Genomic DNA, 16,131 nt, shown 5'->3' with positions numbered 1-16,131 from the left:
GCCATGGCCAAAGTGGAACCCATCCCCGTGGTGCTGGTATCGGAGCCCGGCAAGCTGCTGGCGCTCGACGCCGGCACCGTGCTGCTGCGCCTGCCGGCCAATAGCGGGCACGGCCACCCCGATGGCCAGCACTGCCTGGCCTGCGCAACGCGTACCGATGTGCGGGCCCTGCTCTATGACCTGCTCGAAGAGGTCAAGCGCGGCCTGCGCCCGGCCTTCACCCGGGTGATCGTCGATGCCAGCGCCCTGCCCGATCCCTCGGTGGTGGTGGCGGCGCTGACCGGCAAGCTGCCGGCGCAGGCCCTGCGTGACCACAGCGTGGCACGGCTGTTCTATCTGGCCGATGCAGCGTAAACTTCCTCCCGCCTAGCCAACAGGTTACGGTTACCAGCGGGAGACCGAGTATGGCCAAGACCACGATTGCCCTGGCCCTGGGGAGCGGCGCCGCCCGGGGCTGGTCCCATATCGGCGTCATCGACGTGCTGACCGAGGCCGGCATCAAGCCCGACATCGTCTGCGGCACCTCCATGGGCGCACTGGTCGGCGCCGTGCATGCCAGCGGCCGGCTCGAGGCGCTGCGCGACTGGGCCATGGGCGCCGACTGGCGTGCCGTGGCCGCCATGGTCGACGTCAATGTGCTGGCCGGCGGCCTCGTCGATGGGACCAATATCGTCAACTGGCTCACCGGCCTGGGCCTGCCCGCCACCATGGCGGACCTGCCTTTGCCCTTCGCCGCCGTCGCCACCGACATCACCAGCGGCCGGGAGATCTGGCTGCGTTCCGGCCCGCTGGCAGCGGCGGTCCGGGCCTCGATCGGCATGCCGGGCCTGTTCAGCCCCACCAGTATCGACGGGCGCTGGCTCGCCGACGGTGGTCTGGTCAATCCGGTGCCGGTTTCGCTGTGCCGCGCCATGGGCGCCGACTTCACCATTGCCATCAATCTCAATGACGAACTGTCCGGACGCCCCCTGGTCAGCCCGGCTGAGCCGGCCCCCGCCGCGCCGCCCCGGCCGGAAAGCCTGCTCGACCTGATCCGCTCGATCCCGGCCTCGGTGCAGGCGCAGATGTCATCGCTCAGCTTTTTTGGCGCCAGCCAGACGCCGGGCTATTTCGACGTGCTGGCCAATTCGGTCGACATCATGCAGAACCACATCACCCGCTCGCGCCTGGCCGGTGAGCCGCCCCATGCCATGATCCTGCCCGCCGTCAGCGGCATCGGCCTGCTGGAATTTCACCGCGCCGCCGAGGCCATCGCCGCCGGCCGGGCGGCGGCAGAACAGGCCCTGCCGGTGATCGAAGCCCGCCTGCGGGGCATCAGGCCAGACTGAACGTCGCCCTCAGCCGGGAAACGGCTGCAGCGGCGTGTCGCCGCGCAGATAGAGCGGATGCTTGGGCGAGCCGTCGCCATTGGTGCCAAAGCACCACAGGACAATGCCGTCGGCCCGCAGGGCCTCGACCAGCATGCGCCCGGCTGGCGCCAGTGCCTTGTTGAGCTTGCCATGGCATAGCACCACGCGGTCCGCCCCGGCCGCGGCCGCTCGGATGGCCGGCAGATTGTCCGGCGACACCGCCGCAATGCCCGGCGCCAGCAGATTTTTCGGGTCGGTGGCGCGATAGTCCCCGACATTGGCCTTGACCATGCCGGAAAACCCCTCGCGGCAGGCAAAGGTCCATTCGCGGGCGCAGGTCGGGTCGTTGACCGACGCATCCGCAGTGCTCGGATTCATGCCGATGAAGAGAATGTAGCGGCCGGGAAACGTCTCGCCGGTCCAGCGCCGCATCAGCTGGCGATAGCGGCCATCCGCGCTGAAGGTCGCATCGCCGCGGACGCCCGGCATCAGCGCCAGGCGCACCTTTCCGCCGGGGTCATGGGCGTCTGGGCTCATCAAGGCCGTCCTAGGCCGTCAGGTCGCTGGGCGGCACGAGGCCATTGATCAGGCTCGCCGTCGTGACGGTATTGGCCAGGAGGCAGGCAATGGTCATGGGACCGACGCCGCCAGGTACCGGGGTAATGGCGCCGGCGACCGCGCTGGCTGAGGCGAAGTCGACATCGCCTAAAAGGCGTGTCTTGCCCTCGCCGCGCTCGGGCGCGTCGATGCGGTTGATGCCGACATCGATGACGGTGGCGCCCGGCTTGATCCAGTCGCCCTTGATCATTTCGGGCCGGCCGACCGCGGCAATGACGATATCGGCCTGGCGCACCATGGCGGGCAGGTCCTTGGTGCGTGAATGCGCCATGGTGACCGTGCAGTTCTCGCGCAGCAGCAGCTGGGCCATCGGCTTGCCGACCAGGTTGGAGCGCCCCACGACCACGGCATGCAGGCCCGAGAGGTCTCCCAGCGTGTCGCGCAGCAGCATCAGGCAGCCCAGCGGCGTGCAGGAGACCGGCCCCGGCAGGCCGATCACCAGCTTGCCGACGCTGGCCGGGGTGAAGCAGTCGACATCCTTGGCCGGGTCGATGGTTTCGATGATCTTCTTGGAGTCGATATGGTCGGGCACCGGCAATTGCACCAGGATGCCGTGAATGGCCGGATCGGCATTGAGCCTTTGCACCAGGGCCAGCACTTCGGCCTCACTGGCGGTCTCGGACAGTTCGTATTTTTCCGAATGCATGCCCATTTCCACGGTCTGCTTGGCCTTTTGCGCCACATAGACCTGGCTGCCCGGATCATGGCCGACAATGACCACGGCCAGGCCCGGCGTGATGCCATGCTCGGCCTTGAGCCGCGTGACATGGCCCGCAATGCGGGCGCGCAGGCCCTCGGCGAAACGCTTGCCGTCGATGATGCGGGCGGTCATGGGAAACTCCTGATGCAATGGGCGGGACAGCAATAGAAAACACCATGCGGTTCGTCTACCGTCTTCGTCTCGATAACGGGGAGGTCAGCCATGTATGCGCAGAAAACCCGAGCCGGAACCGGCGACGTCAACGCTTTTCTCGACCAGTTGGAGGATCCCGTCAGGCGCGCCGACAGCCTGGTGCTGCTGGCACTGATGCAGCAGGTTTCTGGAGAAATGCCGGTGCTCTGGGGCAGCATGATCGGCTTTGGCCACTATCACTACCGCTATGCCAGCGGCCACGAAGGTGACGCCTTCCTTATCGGATTTGCGCCGCGCAAGGCCGCATTCAGTCTCTATCTGCTGGGATGCGACTTCCCCGAAGCGACCGAACAGCGCGAGCCCCTGCTGGCGCGCCTGGGCAAGCACCGGCTGGGCAAGGGTTGTCTTTACGTCAAGCGCCTGAGCGACATCGACCTCGATCCCCTGGGCGAACTGGCCGCGCTATCCGTGCAGCAACTGCGCGCCGCTTGGCCGGACCAATAAAAAGGGCTGCCAGGACATCTCTGTCCTGGCAGCCCTCGGGACCATCGGCCTACCGCACTGTTGAGGGCTTGGGGGACAAGCGGCCAGCACGACGTTCCTCGCTCACCGGTTGCATGGGGTCGTTTGCGATGCCAGTGAACTGGCTAAGAAGATGGTGGCCAATTGCGGCGATAAAAGTGCCCATCACTCCGATGTGAAAACGCGCGAAAATCGGCCCGCAGTTGAAGCGCCGCACAGAAGCTGTCATCAGGAGGAGCTAGACGTTGCCGGATATGCAACGCGATTCAGCCGAGGGCGGATTCAATCCGGAATCCGCGACATGAAAGAGCAAGAAATGACCCCGATCAGCCCGCCGCGCGCCGAGACGCAATCCTTCACCGATCCCGAGCAGGCATGGGCCTATCTGGCCGAAATCTATCACCGCAATACCGGCTTCATTCGCGGGCATCTGGCCGCCCTGACCAAGGGCATCGTCCCGGCCGGCCAGGTGCGCGCCTGCTATCCGCAGATTGAGGTGCGCTCCACCAGCTACAGCCGGAGCGAGAGCACCCTGCCCTACGGTTTCCTGCACACCCCGGGCATCTATCGCACCACGGTGACCGCGCCCGACCTGTTCCGCAATTACTTCATCGAGCAGTTCACCGTCATCCTGAAGAACCATGGCGGCACCATCGACATCGGCGAATCCGATACCCCGATTCCGCTGCACTTCGCGGTCCCCGCCAATGAGCGGATCGATGGCGAGGCGCTCAACGCCCTCAATATCCCGCTGCGTGACGTCTTCGATGCGCCCGACCTGGGCAATACCGATGACGAAATCGCCAATGGCACCTTCGTGCCGCCCCGCGGTGGCCCCTACCCGCTGGCCGCGTTCACCGCGCCGCGCGTGGATTATTCGCTGTTCCGCCTCAGCCACTATACTGGCACGGATGCGGCCCATTTCCAGAACTTCGTGATCTTCACCAATTACGCCTTCTACATCGACGAGTTCTGTCGCGTCGCCAAGCAGTACCTGGCCGATGGCCATGCCCATTACGAAAGCTTCATCGAGCCTGGCAATGTCGTGACCGACAATGCGCTCGCCGGTGGCAAGGTGGCGGGCACCTCGCCGGCCCGGGCGCCGCAGATGCCGGCCTATCACCTGACCGGTCCCAATGGCCGTGGCATCACCATGGTCAATATCGGCGTCGGTCCATCCAACGCCAAGACCATTACCGACCATATCGCCGTGCTGCGCCCGCATGCCTGGATCATGCTGGGCCACTGCGCCGGCCTGCGCAATTCCCAGGAACTGGGCGATTACGTGCTGGCCCATGCCTATGTGCGCGAGGACCACGTGCTCGACGCCGACCTGCCGCTTTCGGTGCCGATCCCGGCTCTGGCCGAGGTGCAGGTGGCCCTCGAACAGGCCGTGCACGAGATTACCCAGACACAAGGTCTGGAGACCAAGAAGATCATGCGCACCGGCACCGTGGCGACGTTTGACAACCGCAACTGGGAACTGCGCGACCAGACCGAGATCACCCAGCGGCTGAGCCAGTCGCGCGCCGTGGCGCTCGACATGGAAAGCGCCACCATCGCCGCCAATGGCTTCCGCTTCCGGGTGCCCTATGGCACGCTGCTCTGCGTCTCCGACAAGCCGCTGCATGGCGAGCTCAAGCTGCCCGGCATGGCCTCGGATTTCTACCGCACCCAGATCAACCGGCACCTGCTGATCGGCCTGCGCGCCATGGAAATCCTGCGCGACCAGCCCCCCGAGCGGCTCCACTCGCGCAAGCTGCGCAGCTTTGCCGAGACGGCGTTTCAGTAGGGCTCGTCATTTCCGTTCAGAAAACAAAAAGCCCGGTGTCACCACCGGGCTTTTGCATTCATTTCGGCGATCAGCGGCCCTTGACCACCGAATAGCCGGCATATTTGGCCGACGAGCCCAGCTGCTCCTCGATGCGGATCAGCTGGTTGTACTTGGCCAGGCGATCCGAGCGGCTGAGCGAGCCGGTCTTGATCTGCCCGCAGTTGAGCGCCACGGCTAGGTCGGCAATCGTGGAATCTTCGGTTTCGCCCGAGCGATGCGACATCACCGAGGTGTAGCCGGCGCGATGCGCGGTATCGACGGCATTGAGGGTTTCGCTGAGCGAGCCGATCTGGTTGACCTTGACCAGGATGGAATTGGCGACGCCCATCTTGATGCCCGACACGAGGCGGGCCGTATTGGTGACGAACAGATCATCGCCCACCAGTTGCACCTTGTCGCCGATGGCCTCGGTCAGCGCCTTCCAGCCTTCCCAGTCGTCCTCGCCCATGCCGTCTTCGATGGTGATGATCGGGTAGCGGGCTGCCAGATCGGCGAGGAAGGCGACGTTTTCGTCCGAAGACAGCGACTTGCCCTCGCCGACCATCTCGTATTTGCCGTTCTTGAAATACTCGGTGGCAGCGCAGTCGAGGCCGAGGAACACGTCTTCACCGGGCTTGTAGCCGGCCTTCTCGATCGAGCGCATGATGAAGCCAAGCGCTTCGTCGGCCGACTTGAGATTGGGAGCAAAGCCACCTTCATCGCCAACGGAGGTGTTGAAGCCTTCCGCCGACAGGTTCTTCTTGAGCGTATGGAAGATTTCCGAGCCGATGCGGACGGCATCGGCCAGGTTTTCCGCGCCGGCGGGCAGGATCATGAATTCCTGCATGTCGATCGGGTTGTCGGCATGCTCGCCGCCATTGATGATGTTCATCATCGGCACGGGCAGCACATGGGCATTGGGGCCGCCGATATAGCGGTAGAACGGCAGTTCGCTCGACTCGGCAGCGGCCTTGGCCACGGCCAGCGACACGCCCAGAATGGCATTGGCGCCGAGACGGCTCTTGTTGGGGGTGCCGTCGAGCTCGATCATGGCCTGGTCGACGCCGAGCTGGTCGAGTGCGTCCATGCCCTGGATCTCGTCGAAGATCACCGAATTGACGTTCTCGACGGCCTGGGTCACGCCCTTGCCATTGTACTTCTTGCCGCCATCGCGCAGTTCGACGGCTTCATGCGCGCCGGTCGAGGCGCCCGATGGCACCGCCGCGCGGCCGAAACTGCCGTCGTCCAGCACCACGTCAACTTCGACCGTGGGATTGCCGCGGCTGTCATAGATCTGGCGGCCGGTGACATGGATGATTGAAGACATGGAAAGCCCTTCCGGTATCGGTTCTCGCGATTGCTGGCTCTCTGTTAGACGCCCCCCATGACAAGGAAAAGAGGGCACCAGCAAAAAATCCGACTTTCGGCACGGCCGGGCGGCGCCGCGGGCACTGTCGCAGCGAGCCTTCATGCAGCTCCCTCACGCGCTTGTGGTTGAAACTGCCTTCCATGCCCTTGATTTCGCCGCAAGTTTTGCCGAGGCACGGGGCATGATCATGCGCCCGCTACTACTTGCCGCCCTCCTCTCCCTGACGGTCCCCAGCCTCGCCCAGGAAGCGGCCCTAGCCACCCTCCTGGACGCCGCCGCCGGGCTCGACGCCCTGGAAACGGTGATCGTGGCGCGCGACGGCGATGTCCTCGCCGAGCGCGGCTATGATGGCCATGAGCTCACCGATCCGACCAATATAAAATCGGCCTCCAAGACCGTGGTGTCGGCGCTGATCGGCATGGCCATCGAACGCGGCGAGCTCGACGGGGTCGAGCAGAAGCTCGTCGACCTGCTCCCCGATGACCTGCCGGCGGACCCTGATCCGCGCCTGGCCGAGGTCACTCTGGGCAATCTGCTGTCGATGCAGGCGGGCCTGCGCCCCACCTCCGGCCCCAATTACGGGCGCTGGGTGGCCAGCCGCAATTGGGTGCGCGCGGCGCTCGACCAGCCCTTCACCGCCGACCCTGGCGGCCCCATGCTCTATTCCACCGGCTCGACGCATCTGCTCTCGGCCATCCTGACCCAGGCCACCGGCGTCTCAAGCCTCGCCAATGCCCGGGACTGGTTTGCCAAGGTCGACGATTTTGCCATCGGCGGCTGGGAGCGCGACCCGCAGGGCATCTATCTTGGCGGCAACCAGATGGCCATGAGCCCGCGCTCGCTGCTCGCCTTTGGCGAGGTGTTCCGCAGCGGCGGCCTCGCCCCCGATGGCAGCCGCATCCTGTCGCAGGACTGGATCGACCAGTCCTGGGTCAGGCGCACCAGGTCACGCCATACCGGCGACGGCTATGGCTATGGCTGGTTCCTCAGCCATATCGGCGGCGAAGACGTCCGCTATGCCTGGGGTTATGGCGGGCAGATGCTCTATATCGTTCCCGCGCTCGAACTCAGCGTGGTGATGACCTCCGACGAGAACTCACCCTCGGCCGGCAATGGCTATCGAGACGCCCTGCACGCCCTGCTGGCCGAGATCATCACCGCCGTGCGCGACGACGCTGCGCCGACAGAGGCGCCAGCCACACCACCAACCGGGCAGACCGACGCGCCTAGTCGCGCGGACGCGGCGCTTCCACCTGACCCTGTGCCACCAGCCAGCTGACCGATTCCTGCACCGCCTCGAGCGAACTATAGCGCGGCGCATAGCCGAGCAGGCGCCGGCCCTTCTCGATCGAGCAATTGGGCGAGCGCGCGACATGTTCCCAGGTCGCCTGGGCCTCTGCGGGCACCTGCGCCTTGGCCCAGTCGGCATAATCGGCAAAGACCAGGTTGGGCGGGTGCCCGAACCAGCGATACATCGCCTCGGCATAGCCGCGCAGCGTCAGCGCCGCTTCCGACACGGCGTGGAAGCTTTCGCCCAGCGCCGCGCTGCGATGGTCGATGGCGCGGACCGCCAGCTGGGCAATATCGTCGGCATGGACGTGATGCACGGTTTCCATGCCGAAATTGGGCAGCAGCAGCGTTTCATTGCGGGCAATGGCGCTGAACACCGCCGGATTGAAATGCCCGGCCGGGTTGAGCGGCGCCCAGCCCGGACCGACAATGTGGCCCGGATGCAGGATGGTCACCGGAAAGTTCTGACCCCTGGCGCGCGCCAAAAGGTCGGCCTCGATGGCCGCCTTCTGCACGCCATAGTCGCCGAAGGGGTATTTGGCGGCCGATTCCAGCGTCGGCACTACGGCAGAGGTGCCATGCGTCCAGATCGTGCCGATATGGATGAAGTGGCTGACCTTGCCGGCCAGCGCCTCGACCAGCTGATTGTTGCTGGCCGGGGTAAAGCAGATGCAGTCGACCACGATATCGGCGCCCAGCGCGGCAATGGCGCTGCCAAAGCTGCCGGCCGCCTCCTCGGCGTCGCGGTCGAGCGACACGCTTTGCACATGGTTCCAGACCGGGCCGAGCTGATAGGGCTGCGCCTTGCCCCGGCTGACCGCGACCACCTCATGCCCGGCCATGACCAGGCGCGGCACCAGAAAAGTGCCGATATGGCCGGTGGCGCCGATGACGACGATTTTGCTCATGGCGTTTCCTGATCCTTGTCGTCGCGCTGGTGGCCGGCAATGCGCTTGTCCGCCAGCGCCTTCTCCGCGGCCGTCAGCTGCTTTTCCGCCTTGGTCCGGCCAAAGCTGATGCGGTTCTGCTCGGCATGGGCTTCCTTGGCCGCGCGGGCCTTCTGCTTGCGGACGGTTTTGAGGCTGATGATCTCGGCCATAGCGGGCTCCAGCGGTTCCTGCTCCATGGCTAACATGGCAGGCATAAGCCGGCCAAGTCGATCACGGCCGTGGCAGCGCCAGATAGACGCTGTCGCACCACTCATCGCCGAGCAGGAACGTGTTGCTGGCGCTGCCGGTCTGCACGAAGCCAAGCTTGCCCAGGGTCCTCAGCGAGCCGGCATTGCGCGGGTCGACATCGGCCTTGAGCTCGGCCGCATCGGTCGCCGAGAAAATATGGTCGATTGCGGCATGCGAGGCCTCGGTGGCATAGCCATGGCCCCAGTGGTCCGGATGCAGGATGAAGCCGAATTCGGGCAGGCGCCCTGCCCCGACCTCGCCGATGACCACGCCGTCCAGTTCGATGGCAAAATGCTGGCCGCCGGTACCCTCGCGGGCCACCATCCGCTCCAGCCAGACGCGAGTCACGTCGATATCCGCATGCGGCAGCGTCGACCAGTAACGCATGGCTGACGGGTGCGACATGATCCCGAAGAAGGCTTCGAGATCATCCATTGTGGGGCGGCGCAGCAGCAGGCGCGCCGTACGCAGCTGCATCAGACCAGACGGCTCTGGTCCATGGCTGCCGCGATGAAGCTGGCAAACAGCGGATGCGGCTCGAAGGGCTTGGATTTGAGCTCGGGATGGAACTGCACGCCGATGAACCACGGGTGGTCGGTCCGCTCGACGATCTCGGGCAGCTTGCCATCGGGCGAGACGCCCGAGAACAGCAGGCCGTTCTTTTCCAGCAGCTTGCGATAATCCATGTTCACCTCATAGCGGTGACGATGGCGTTCGGAAATGCGGGTCGTGCCATAGATGTCGGCGACGCGGCTGCCGCGAGTCAGCTGGGCCGGATAGGCGCCCAGGCGCATGGTGCCGCCCAGGTCGCCGTCATTGGCGCGCTTTTCAGTATCGTTGTCCTTGACCCACTCGGTCATCATGCCAACGATCGGCTCCTTGGTCGGGCCGAACTCGGTTGACGAGGCATTCTTGATGCCGGCCGTGTTGCGGGCCGCCTCGACGCAGGCCATCTGCATGCCAAAGCAGATGCCGAAATAGGGCACGTCCTTGACGCGGGCAAAGCGGGCCGCCTCGATCTTGCCGGCCGAGCCGCGCTCACCGAAGCCGCCGGGCACCAGGATGCCATGCACATGTTCCAGATACGGCGCAGGGTCGTCGCGTTCGAACACTTCCGAATCGATCCACTGCAGGTTGACCTTGACCTTGTTGGCGATGCCGCCATGGGTCAGCGCTTCGCTGAGCGATTTATAGGCGTCCTTGAGGCCGGTATATTTGCCGACAATGGCGATATTGACCTCGCCCTCGGGGCTGTGCAGCCGGTTGGACACTTCCTGCCAGGCCGCCAGATCGGGCGCCGGTGCATCGGTAATGCCGAAGGTGGCGAGCACTTCGCGGTCGAGGCCCTCATGGTGATAGGCCAGCGGCACGTCATAGATCGAGCTGACGTCGAGGCCCTGGATGACGGCGCTTTCGCGCACATTGCAGAACAGGCTGAGCTTCTTCTTCTCGCCTTCCGGAATCGGACGGTCGCAACGCACCAGCAGCACGTCCGGCGCGATACCGATGGAGCGCAACTCCTTGACAGAATGTTGGGTCGGCTTGGTCTTGAGTTCGCCGGCCGAGGAAATATAGGGCATCAGCGTCAGGTGCAGGTAACAGGTATCCCCGCGCGGCAGGTCATTGCCCAATTGGCGGATCGCCTCGAAGAACGGCAGCCCCTCGATATCGCCGACCGTGCCGCCGATCTCGACCAACACGAAATCGAAGTCGTCATTGCCTTCGCGCACGAAGTTCTTGATGGCGTCGGTCACGTGGGGAATCACCTGGACGGTGGCGCCCAGATACTCGCCCTTGCGCTCCTTGGCCAGGATATCGGAATAGATGCGGCCGGTGGTGATATTGTCGCGCTTGTTGGCGGCGCGCCCGGTGAAGCGCTCGTAATGGCCCAGATCGAGATCGGTCTCGGCCCCGTCGTCGGTCACGAAGACCTCGCCGTGCTGGGTGGGCGACATCGTGCCCGGATCGACATTGAGATAGGGGTCGAGCTTGCGCAGGCGGACCTTGTAGCCGCGCGCCTGCAGGACAGCGCCGAGCGCCGCCGATGCAAGACCTTTACCCAATGAGGAGACCACGCCTCCGGTGATGAATACGTACCGAGCCATGGGCGCTCACCTTAATCATTTCAGCATCGATTCGCAGAGCCCGCTTGAGGCTCTACACAAAAGAAGAAGGGGATGTTGCCATCCCCTCCATCATCCTGCCTTGCGGCGGTTAGTTGCTCGCCGGCGCAGCCGGCGTTGCAGCGGGTGCATCGGGCACCGGCAGATTGTCATTGGCGGGCGCAGCCTCGGTGGCCGGCGCATCGGTTGCAGCCGGTGCCGTTTCGGCAGCCGGCGCGGCATCGGTGGCAGGTGCCTGGACCGGCACCGGCAGATCGCTTGGCGTCTCGCCCTGCAGCGAGTTGAGCGCATCCAGCACGCTTGTCGGCGCCGCTTCGCCATCACTGGTCACGGCCCGGTCAAGGATGCTCGAAGTGCCGCGATCGAGTTCGCTCAGCACCGTCAGGCCAATGGCCGTGGCAAAGAACAGCGTCGCCAGGATGGCCGTGGTACGGGTCAGCAGGTTTGCCGAGCCGCGGGCCGTCATCAGGCCGCCACCGCCGCCGCCACCACCAATGCCCAGCGCGCCGCCCTCTGAGCGCTGCAGCAGGATCACCGCAATCAGCGCGAGGACGATCAGCAGATAGGCCACAATCAGGACGTTCGCCATCGTGTCTCAGTCTATTGGTCTGTCAAAAGATGGCGCGTCATACACGCCCCGCTTCGCAAATGCCAGAGGCCGGGCGGAATTTCCGTCCTGCCTTTGGCCATCGGCGTCGCTATACGGCCGAGATAATGGTGTAGAAGTCTCTTGCCAAGAGGCTGGCGCCGCCAACCAGCCCGCCATTGACGTTTTCCACCTCGAGAATCTCGCGCGCATTCTGTGGCTTCAGCGAGCCGCCATAGAGAATGCGGATGCCGGGGCCCCGGTCGGCGAAGCGCGCGACCAGCTGGGCCCGGATGCTGGCATGCATTTCAGTGATTTCCTGCACGGTCGGGGTACGCCCGGTGCCGATGGCCCAGATCGGCTCATAGGCGACGATGACCTCGTGCAACTCGGCGGCATCGGGGATCGAGGCGGCCAGCTGTGCCGACACGACAGTCTCCGCCGCGCCGCTGTCGCGCTGGGATTCGGTTTCGCCGACGCAGATGATCGGCTTGAGCCCGGCGCCAATGGCCGCCTCTGCCTTGGCGCGGACCTGCTCGTCGGTCTCGCCGTGGTCGGCCCGGCGTTCCGAATGGCCGACAATGACATATTGTGCCCCGGCATCGGCCAGCATGCCGGCCGAAATATCGCCGGTATGGGCGCCGGAAGCGGCGGCGTGGCAGTCCTGGCCGCCGGCCTGGATGCCGGCTGTGGCGCCCTGGCGGGCCACGGCGGCCAGCATCGTGGCGGGAGGGCAGACCACAACAATGGCGCGCGGCGCCTCGCCCGTGGTGAGCATCCCGGCCAGGGCCGCCAGTTCATCGAGCGACGAGCGTGTGCCGTTCATTTTCCAGTTGCCTGCGATCAGCGGCGAGATTGTCGTGGTCACTCTATGCTACTCCTGCCTCTTGCACCGGGACGGGCTTTGCCCTAACCCCGGCTGTCGATATGGATTACTAATGCTCGGCCGCACATGCGGTAAAGCGCAAGTCTCTGAACGGAACGTCTGAAATGCTCGATAGTTTGCGTCTTTTCGCGAAATCCTGGCCCGGCAAGATCCTGGGGGCGTTCCTGCTGGTTGGTGTAGCCGGATTCGGCATCAACAACGTCATTACCGATTTGGGCTCCAGCACGGTGGCCCGCGTCGGCGATGCCGAGATCAGCTCGCGCACCTTCCTGCGCGCCTATCAGGGACAGATCAACCAGGTGGCCCAGCAACTGGGCTCGCTGCCGACCGCCGAGCAGGCCATCAATCTGGGCATTCCCTCCATGGTGCTGCAAAACCTGGCCCAGGACGCCGCTCTCGACCAACTTGCCGACCGCTTTGGCCTGGGTGTCTCCGAGCAGAAACTGAGCGAGATGCTGCGCGCCGATCCGTCCTTCCAGGGCACGCTGGGCGCCTTTGATCCCTCCACCTTCACCCAGGTGCTGCGCCAGAGCGGCCTGACGGAAGCTGAATATTTCGAGGACCAGGGCAATGCCGCGCGCCGCGAGCAGCTGATCCTGAGCCTGTTCGCCGATACCGCCCTGCCCGCCACGGCCGCTGAGCTGATCAACCGCTATGTTGCCGACCAGCGCACCATCGATTATTTCGTGCTGGGCGAGACCAATATCGAAACGCCCGCCGAACCCACCGAGGCCGAACTGGTCGCCTATCTGGCCGAGCACCAGGCCGAGTTCCGCACCGTCGAGACGCGCACCGTCCAGATGCTGCGCCTGTCGCCCGCCGATCTGGCCGCCAGCAAGACCATCGACGACGCTGCCATTGCGGCCGAATATGAGCGCACCAAGGCCAGCCTGAACAAGCCGGAGCGCCGCACCATCCAGCAGGTCGTGCTCAACGACGCCCAGGTCGCCGCCTTCGAGGCGGGCAAGACCGCCGGCACCCCGTTCGAAACGCTGCTTGCCGACAATGCGCTGACCCCGACCGATCTGGGCAATCTGGCCCAGAGCGACATCAATGATGCCAATCTCGCCACGGCCGCCTTCGCCCTCGCCAATGGCGACTTCGCCATCATCGACGGCGTCGCCGGCAAGCGTGCGGTTCACGTCTCGGCCATCGAAGCCGGCGGCGTGCCGAGCCTCGAAGAAGCCCGGGCGCAGATTGCCGACAGCCTGGCCCGCGCTGAAGCCCGCAACGAGATCGCTGAGGTCCAGGACCAGGTCGAAGAGCTGCGCGCCGCCTTCCGGCCGCTGCCCGAAATCGCCGAGCGCTTCGGTCTCGACCTTTACGAGGCCGATGTCAGCGCCAGTGGCGCCGAACTGAGCGTGCTGCCCGATCTGGCCCCCGAAGACGCCAGCCGCGTCAGCCAGGCCATCTTCCGCGCCGAGCAGGGCCAGCTGACCGCAGCGCTCCCGCTGGCCGGCAGCGGCAATCTCTATTTCGACCTCACCGCCATCTCCCCGGCCCGCGATCAGACGCTCGAGGAAGTCCGCGACGCGGTCGCCGCAGACCTGACCGCCCAGCGCATCAACGATGCCCTGCTGGCCGCCAGCGCCGCGGCCCTGGCCAAGCTCGACGCCGGCACGCCCATTGCCGACGTGGCCGCCGGCTACAATGTGTTCCCCCAGCTCAGCGCCCCGTTCACCCGCTTCGGCGCGCCGGATTCCAGCATCGACGACGTCGTGGCCGGTGCTGCCTTTGCCGGCGACGAGACGCACCATGACGCCGTGCAGAACCAGGCGGGCGAGCATATCGTCTTCCAGGTGGTCGATATCCTGCCCGCCGCCACGTCGCTCGCCACCGATGCACAGGCCAGCCTCGAAAACGAGGCCCGCGTCGGGCTCTACGGCGAATTCGTCACCGCCATCCGCGACGACGCCGGCCTGCGTATCAACCAGCAGGCCCTGCAGCAGACCCTCGACACCGGCCTCTAGGGCCGTTCCGCAACGAAGACCTAACTGGACACGATCCCGATGGACGACGATTTTCAGCGCTTCTCTGACCATTATGAGGCCGGGAAATCGCAGATCGTCTGGCGGCGCATCGTGGCCGATCTCGAAACGCCGGTCGGCACCTATCTCAAGCTGGCCGAGGGCCGTCGCAACACCTTCCTGCTCGAATCGGTGCAGGACGCCACGGTGCGCGGCCGCTATTCGATCATCGGCACCCAGCCGGACGTGATCCTCAAGGTCGAGGCCGGATCGGCCGCGATCAACCGCTCGGCCCAGCTTGACGACAACCGATTCGAGCCGGTCACGGCCCTGCCGCTCGATGCCCTGCGGGCGCTGGTGGCCGACAGCAAGATCGAGGTCCCGGCCGGCCTGCCGCCCCAGTCCGCCGGCGTCTACGGCTATCTCGGCTATGACATGGTCCGCTACATGGAAGTGCTGCCCAACAGCAATCCGGACCATCTGCAGACCCCTGAGGCGGTGCTGATGCGCCCCTCGCTGCTGGCCATTTTCGACACGCTCAAGGACGAGCTTTACCTCACCGCCCCGGTCTATGTGCGTACCGGGGTTTCGGCCCGCCAGGCCTATGAGGCCGCCCGCAGCCGCATCGACGACGCCATTGCCCGCTTGGGCCGGGCCATGCCGACGACCCCGGCTCTGCCCGACCTGCAGACCATCGCCGTCACCAGCAATACGTCCAAAGACGCCTATTTCGCCATGGTCGCCCGGGCCAAGGACTACATCACCGCCGGCGATATCTTCCAGGTCGTGCTGAGCCAGCGCTTCTCGGCCGATTTCAGCCTGCCGCCGACGGCGCTCTATCGCGCCCTGCGCCGCACCAATCCCAGCCCCTATATGTATTTCCTCGATTTCGGCGGCTTTGCCATTGCCGGCTCGAGCCCGGAAATCCTGGTCCGGGTGCAGGATGGCGAAGTGACCATTCGCCCCATTGCCGGCACCCGCAAGCGCGGCGCCACGCCGACCCGCGATGCCGAGCTGGCCGCCGAACTGCTATCGGACCCCAAGGAACTGGCCGAACACCTGATGCTGCTCGACCTCGGCCGCAACGATGTCGGCCGCGTCGCCAAGATCGGTACGGTCAAGGTGACCGACAAGTTCTTCCTCGAATACTATTCCCACGTCATGCACATCGTCTCCAATGTGGTGGGCGTGCTTGATCCGCAATATGACTTTGTCGACGCCCTCTCGGCCGGCTTCCCGGCCGGCACCGTCTCGGGCGCACCAAAGGTGCGGGCCATGGAGATCATCGACGAGCTCGAGAGCTCGCGCCGCGGCATCTATGGCGGCTGCGTCGGCTATTTCGGCGCCGACGGCACCATGGATACCTGCATCGTGCTGCGCACCGCCATCATCAAGGATGGCAAGCTGCATGTGCAGGCCGGCGCCGGCATTGTCGCCGACAGCGTGCCCGAACTCGAGCAGATGGAATGCGAAAACAAAGCACGTGCCCTTTTCAGCGCCGCCGAGGAAGCGCTACGCTATGCTGGCGAGGCGAGGATCGGGCAATGACACGCAGAGGCACAGTGGGAATGCGATGG

16 protein-coding genes are annotated in these 16,131 nt (G+C 65.2%); 7 read left to right on the top strand and 9 right to left on the bottom strand.

All coding sequences use genetic code 11. The features are described from left to right. Window positions 1-3 precede the first annotated feature (3 nt). Both AC4NN3_RS04015 and AC4NN3_RS04010 read left to right on the top strand, forming a co-directional pair. Window positions 4-354: a hypothetical protein gene (locus AC4NN3_RS04015; RefSeq protein ID WP_491925815.1), complete on the top strand. Its 351-nt coding sequence runs from the start codon at window positions 4-6 to the stop codon at window positions 352-354. 50 nt (window positions 355-404) lie between these two features. Further along, complete coding sequence (locus tag AC4NN3_RS04010; protein ID WP_491925814.1) at window positions 405-1,328, top strand: patatin-like phospholipase family protein; 924 nt, start codon at window positions 405-407, stop codon at window positions 1,326-1,328. A 9-nt stretch (window positions 1,329-1,337) separates the two neighbouring features. Here AC4NN3_RS04010 and AC4NN3_RS04005 read toward each other — a convergent pair whose 3' ends face one another. After that, window positions 1,338-1,886 carry a DUF1643 domain-containing protein gene (locus AC4NN3_RS04005; RefSeq protein ID WP_491925813.1) on the bottom strand — a complete coding sequence of 183 codons (549 nt, stop codon included), beginning with the start codon at window positions 1,884-1,886 and terminating at the stop codon, window positions 1,338-1,340. Window positions 1,887-1,896: 10 nt separating this feature from the next. Further along, complete coding sequence (gene folD, locus AC4NN3_RS04000) at window positions 1,897-2,799, bottom strand: bifunctional methylenetetrahydrofolate dehydrogenase/methenyltetrahydrofolate cyclohydrolase FolD (RefSeq protein WP_491925812.1); 903 nt, start codon at window positions 2,797-2,799, stop codon at window positions 1,897-1,899. 90 nt (window positions 2,800-2,889) lie between these two features. Between folD and AC4NN3_RS03995 the strand changes: the two genes are divergently transcribed. Both AC4NN3_RS03995 and AC4NN3_RS03990 read left to right on the top strand, forming a co-directional pair. Continuing rightward, on the top strand, window positions 2,890-3,324 hold the full coding sequence (locus AC4NN3_RS03995) for a DUF1801 domain-containing protein (protein ID WP_491925811.1): 435 nt from the start codon (window positions 2,890-2,892) through the stop codon (window positions 3,322-3,324). A 319-nt stretch (window positions 3,325-3,643) separates the two neighbouring features. Next, on the top strand, window positions 3,644-5,134 hold the full coding sequence (locus AC4NN3_RS03990; protein ID WP_491925810.1) for an AMP nucleosidase: 1,491 nt from the start codon (window positions 3,644-3,646) through the stop codon (window positions 5,132-5,134). Window positions 5,135-5,204: 70 nt separating this feature from the next. Here AC4NN3_RS03990 and eno read toward each other — a convergent pair whose 3' ends face one another. Further along, the gene (gene eno, locus AC4NN3_RS03985; protein WP_491925809.1) at window positions 5,205-6,482 is read right to left on the bottom strand and encodes a phosphopyruvate hydratase; all 1,278 of its coding nucleotides are present in this window, start codon (window positions 6,480-6,482) and stop codon (window positions 5,205-5,207) included. A 223-nt stretch (window positions 6,483-6,705) separates the two neighbouring features. Here eno and AC4NN3_RS03980 point away from each other — a divergent pair, with 223 nt between their 5' ends. Then, window positions 6,706-7,803: a serine hydrolase domain-containing protein gene (locus AC4NN3_RS03980; protein ID WP_491926458.1), complete on the top strand. Its 1,098-nt coding sequence runs from the start codon at window positions 6,706-6,708 to the stop codon at window positions 7,801-7,803. Here AC4NN3_RS03980 and AC4NN3_RS03975 read toward each other — a convergent pair. The 6 genes from AC4NN3_RS03975 to tpiA all read right to left on the bottom strand — a co-directional run bounded on the left by AC4NN3_RS03975 (window position 7,751) and on the right by tpiA (window position 12,569). Next, window positions 7,751-8,722, bottom strand: a complete 972-nt coding sequence (locus AC4NN3_RS03975) for an NAD-dependent epimerase/dehydratase family protein (protein WP_491925808.1) — start codon at window positions 8,720-8,722, stop codon at window positions 7,751-7,753. The two genes, AC4NN3_RS03980 and AC4NN3_RS03975, sit on opposite strands and share 53 nt — an antisense overlap. Next, window positions 8,719-8,913, bottom strand: coding sequence for a DUF4169 family protein (locus AC4NN3_RS03970; RefSeq protein WP_491925807.1), 195 nt, complete (start codon window positions 8,911-8,913; stop codon window positions 8,719-8,721). The genes AC4NN3_RS03975 and AC4NN3_RS03970 overlap by 4 nt, the downstream gene beginning before the upstream one ends. A 61-nt stretch (window positions 8,914-8,974) precedes the next feature. Then, complete coding sequence (locus tag AC4NN3_RS03965; RefSeq protein ID WP_491925806.1) at window positions 8,975-9,469, bottom strand: GNAT family N-acetyltransferase; 495 nt, start codon at window positions 9,467-9,469, stop codon at window positions 8,975-8,977. Beyond that, window positions 9,469-11,097: a CTP synthase gene (gene pyrG, locus AC4NN3_RS03960; protein ID WP_193335938.1), complete on the bottom strand. Its 1,629-nt coding sequence runs from the start codon at window positions 11,095-11,097 to the stop codon at window positions 9,469-9,471. The genes AC4NN3_RS03965 and pyrG overlap by 1 nt, the downstream gene beginning before the upstream one ends. 109 nt (window positions 11,098-11,206) lie before the next feature. Continuing rightward, window positions 11,207-11,704 (bottom strand): preprotein translocase subunit SecG, encoded by a 498-nt coding sequence (gene secG / locus AC4NN3_RS03955; protein ID WP_491925805.1) that lies wholly within the window; start codon window positions 11,702-11,704, stop codon window positions 11,207-11,209. A gap of 109 nt (window positions 11,705-11,813) precedes the next feature. Continuing rightward, on the bottom strand, window positions 11,814-12,569 hold the full coding sequence (gene tpiA / locus AC4NN3_RS03950) for a triose-phosphate isomerase (RefSeq protein WP_491925804.1): 756 nt from the start codon (window positions 12,567-12,569) through the stop codon (window positions 11,814-11,816). Between the two features lie 122 nt (window positions 12,570-12,691). On the opposite strand from tpiA, the gene AC4NN3_RS03945 reads away from it, so the two are divergent. Then, a complete protein-coding gene (locus tag AC4NN3_RS03945; protein ID WP_491925803.1) occupies window positions 12,692-14,557 on the top strand; it encodes a peptidylprolyl isomerase in 1,866 nt (621 codons plus the stop codon). A gap of 39 nt (window positions 14,558-14,596) precedes the next feature. After that, window positions 14,597-16,102 carry an anthranilate synthase component I gene (trpE, locus tag AC4NN3_RS03940; protein WP_491925802.1) on the top strand — a complete coding sequence of 502 codons (1,506 nt, stop codon included), beginning with the start codon at window positions 14,597-14,599 and terminating at the stop codon, window positions 16,100-16,102. Window positions 16,103-16,131: the final 29 nt, after the last annotated feature.

Source organism: Devosia sp. MDV22-iso42 (assembly GCF_058629155.1).
Note: the sequence above shows the minus strand (reverse complement) of the source record. Positions and strands in the feature narration are given on the sequence as shown.

Excerpts from the sequence above, each read along its gene's own strand:
- AC4NN3_RS04015 (WP_491925815.1), top strand. The coding sequence starts at position 4 with ATGGCCAAAGTGGAACCCATCCCCGTGGTGCTGGTATCGGAGCCCGGC.
- AC4NN3_RS04010 (WP_491925814.1), top strand. The coding sequence starts at position 405 with ATGGCCAAGACCACGATTGCCCTGGCCCTGGGGAGCGGCGCCGCCCGG.
- AC4NN3_RS04005 (WP_491925813.1), bottom strand. The coding sequence starts at position 1,886 with ATGAGCCCAGACGCCCATGACCCCGGCGGAAAGGTGCGCCTGGCGCTG.
- folD (WP_491925812.1), bottom strand. The coding sequence starts at position 2,799 with ATGACCGCCCGCATCATCGACGGCAAGCGTTTCGCCGAGGGCCTGCGC.
- AC4NN3_RS03995 (WP_491925811.1), top strand. The coding sequence starts at position 2,890 with ATGTATGCGCAGAAAACCCGAGCCGGAACCGGCGACGTCAACGCTTTT.
- AC4NN3_RS03990 (WP_491925810.1), top strand. The coding sequence starts at position 3,644 with ATGAAAGAGCAAGAAATGACCCCGATCAGCCCGCCGCGCGCCGAGACG.
- eno (WP_491925809.1), bottom strand. The coding sequence starts at position 6,482 with ATGTCTTCAATCATCCATGTCACCGGCCGCCAGATCTATGACAGCCGC.
- AC4NN3_RS03980 (WP_491926458.1), top strand. The coding sequence starts at position 6,706 with ATGATCATGCGCCCGCTACTACTTGCCGCCCTCCTCTCCCTGACGGTC.
- AC4NN3_RS03975 (WP_491925808.1), bottom strand. The coding sequence starts at position 8,722 with ATGAGCAAAATCGTCGTCATCGGCGCCACCGGCCATATCGGCACTTTT.
- AC4NN3_RS03970 (WP_491925807.1), bottom strand. The coding sequence starts at position 8,913 with ATGGCCGAGATCATCAGCCTCAAAACCGTCCGCAAGCAGAAGGCCCGC.
- AC4NN3_RS03965 (WP_491925806.1), bottom strand. The coding sequence starts at position 9,469 with ATGCAGCTGCGTACGGCGCGCCTGCTGCTGCGCCGCCCCACAATGGAT.
- pyrG (WP_193335938.1), bottom strand. The coding sequence starts at position 11,097 with ATGGCTCGGTACGTATTCATCACCGGAGGCGTGGTCTCCTCATTGGGT.
- secG (WP_491925805.1), bottom strand. The coding sequence starts at position 11,704 with ATGGCGAACGTCCTGATTGTGGCCTATCTGCTGATCGTCCTCGCGCTG.
- AC4NN3_RS03945 (WP_491925803.1), top strand. The coding sequence starts at position 12,692 with ATGCTCGATAGTTTGCGTCTTTTCGCGAAATCCTGGCCCGGCAAGATC.
- trpE (WP_491925802.1), top strand. The coding sequence starts at position 14,597 with ATGGACGACGATTTTCAGCGCTTCTCTGACCATTATGAGGCCGGGAAA.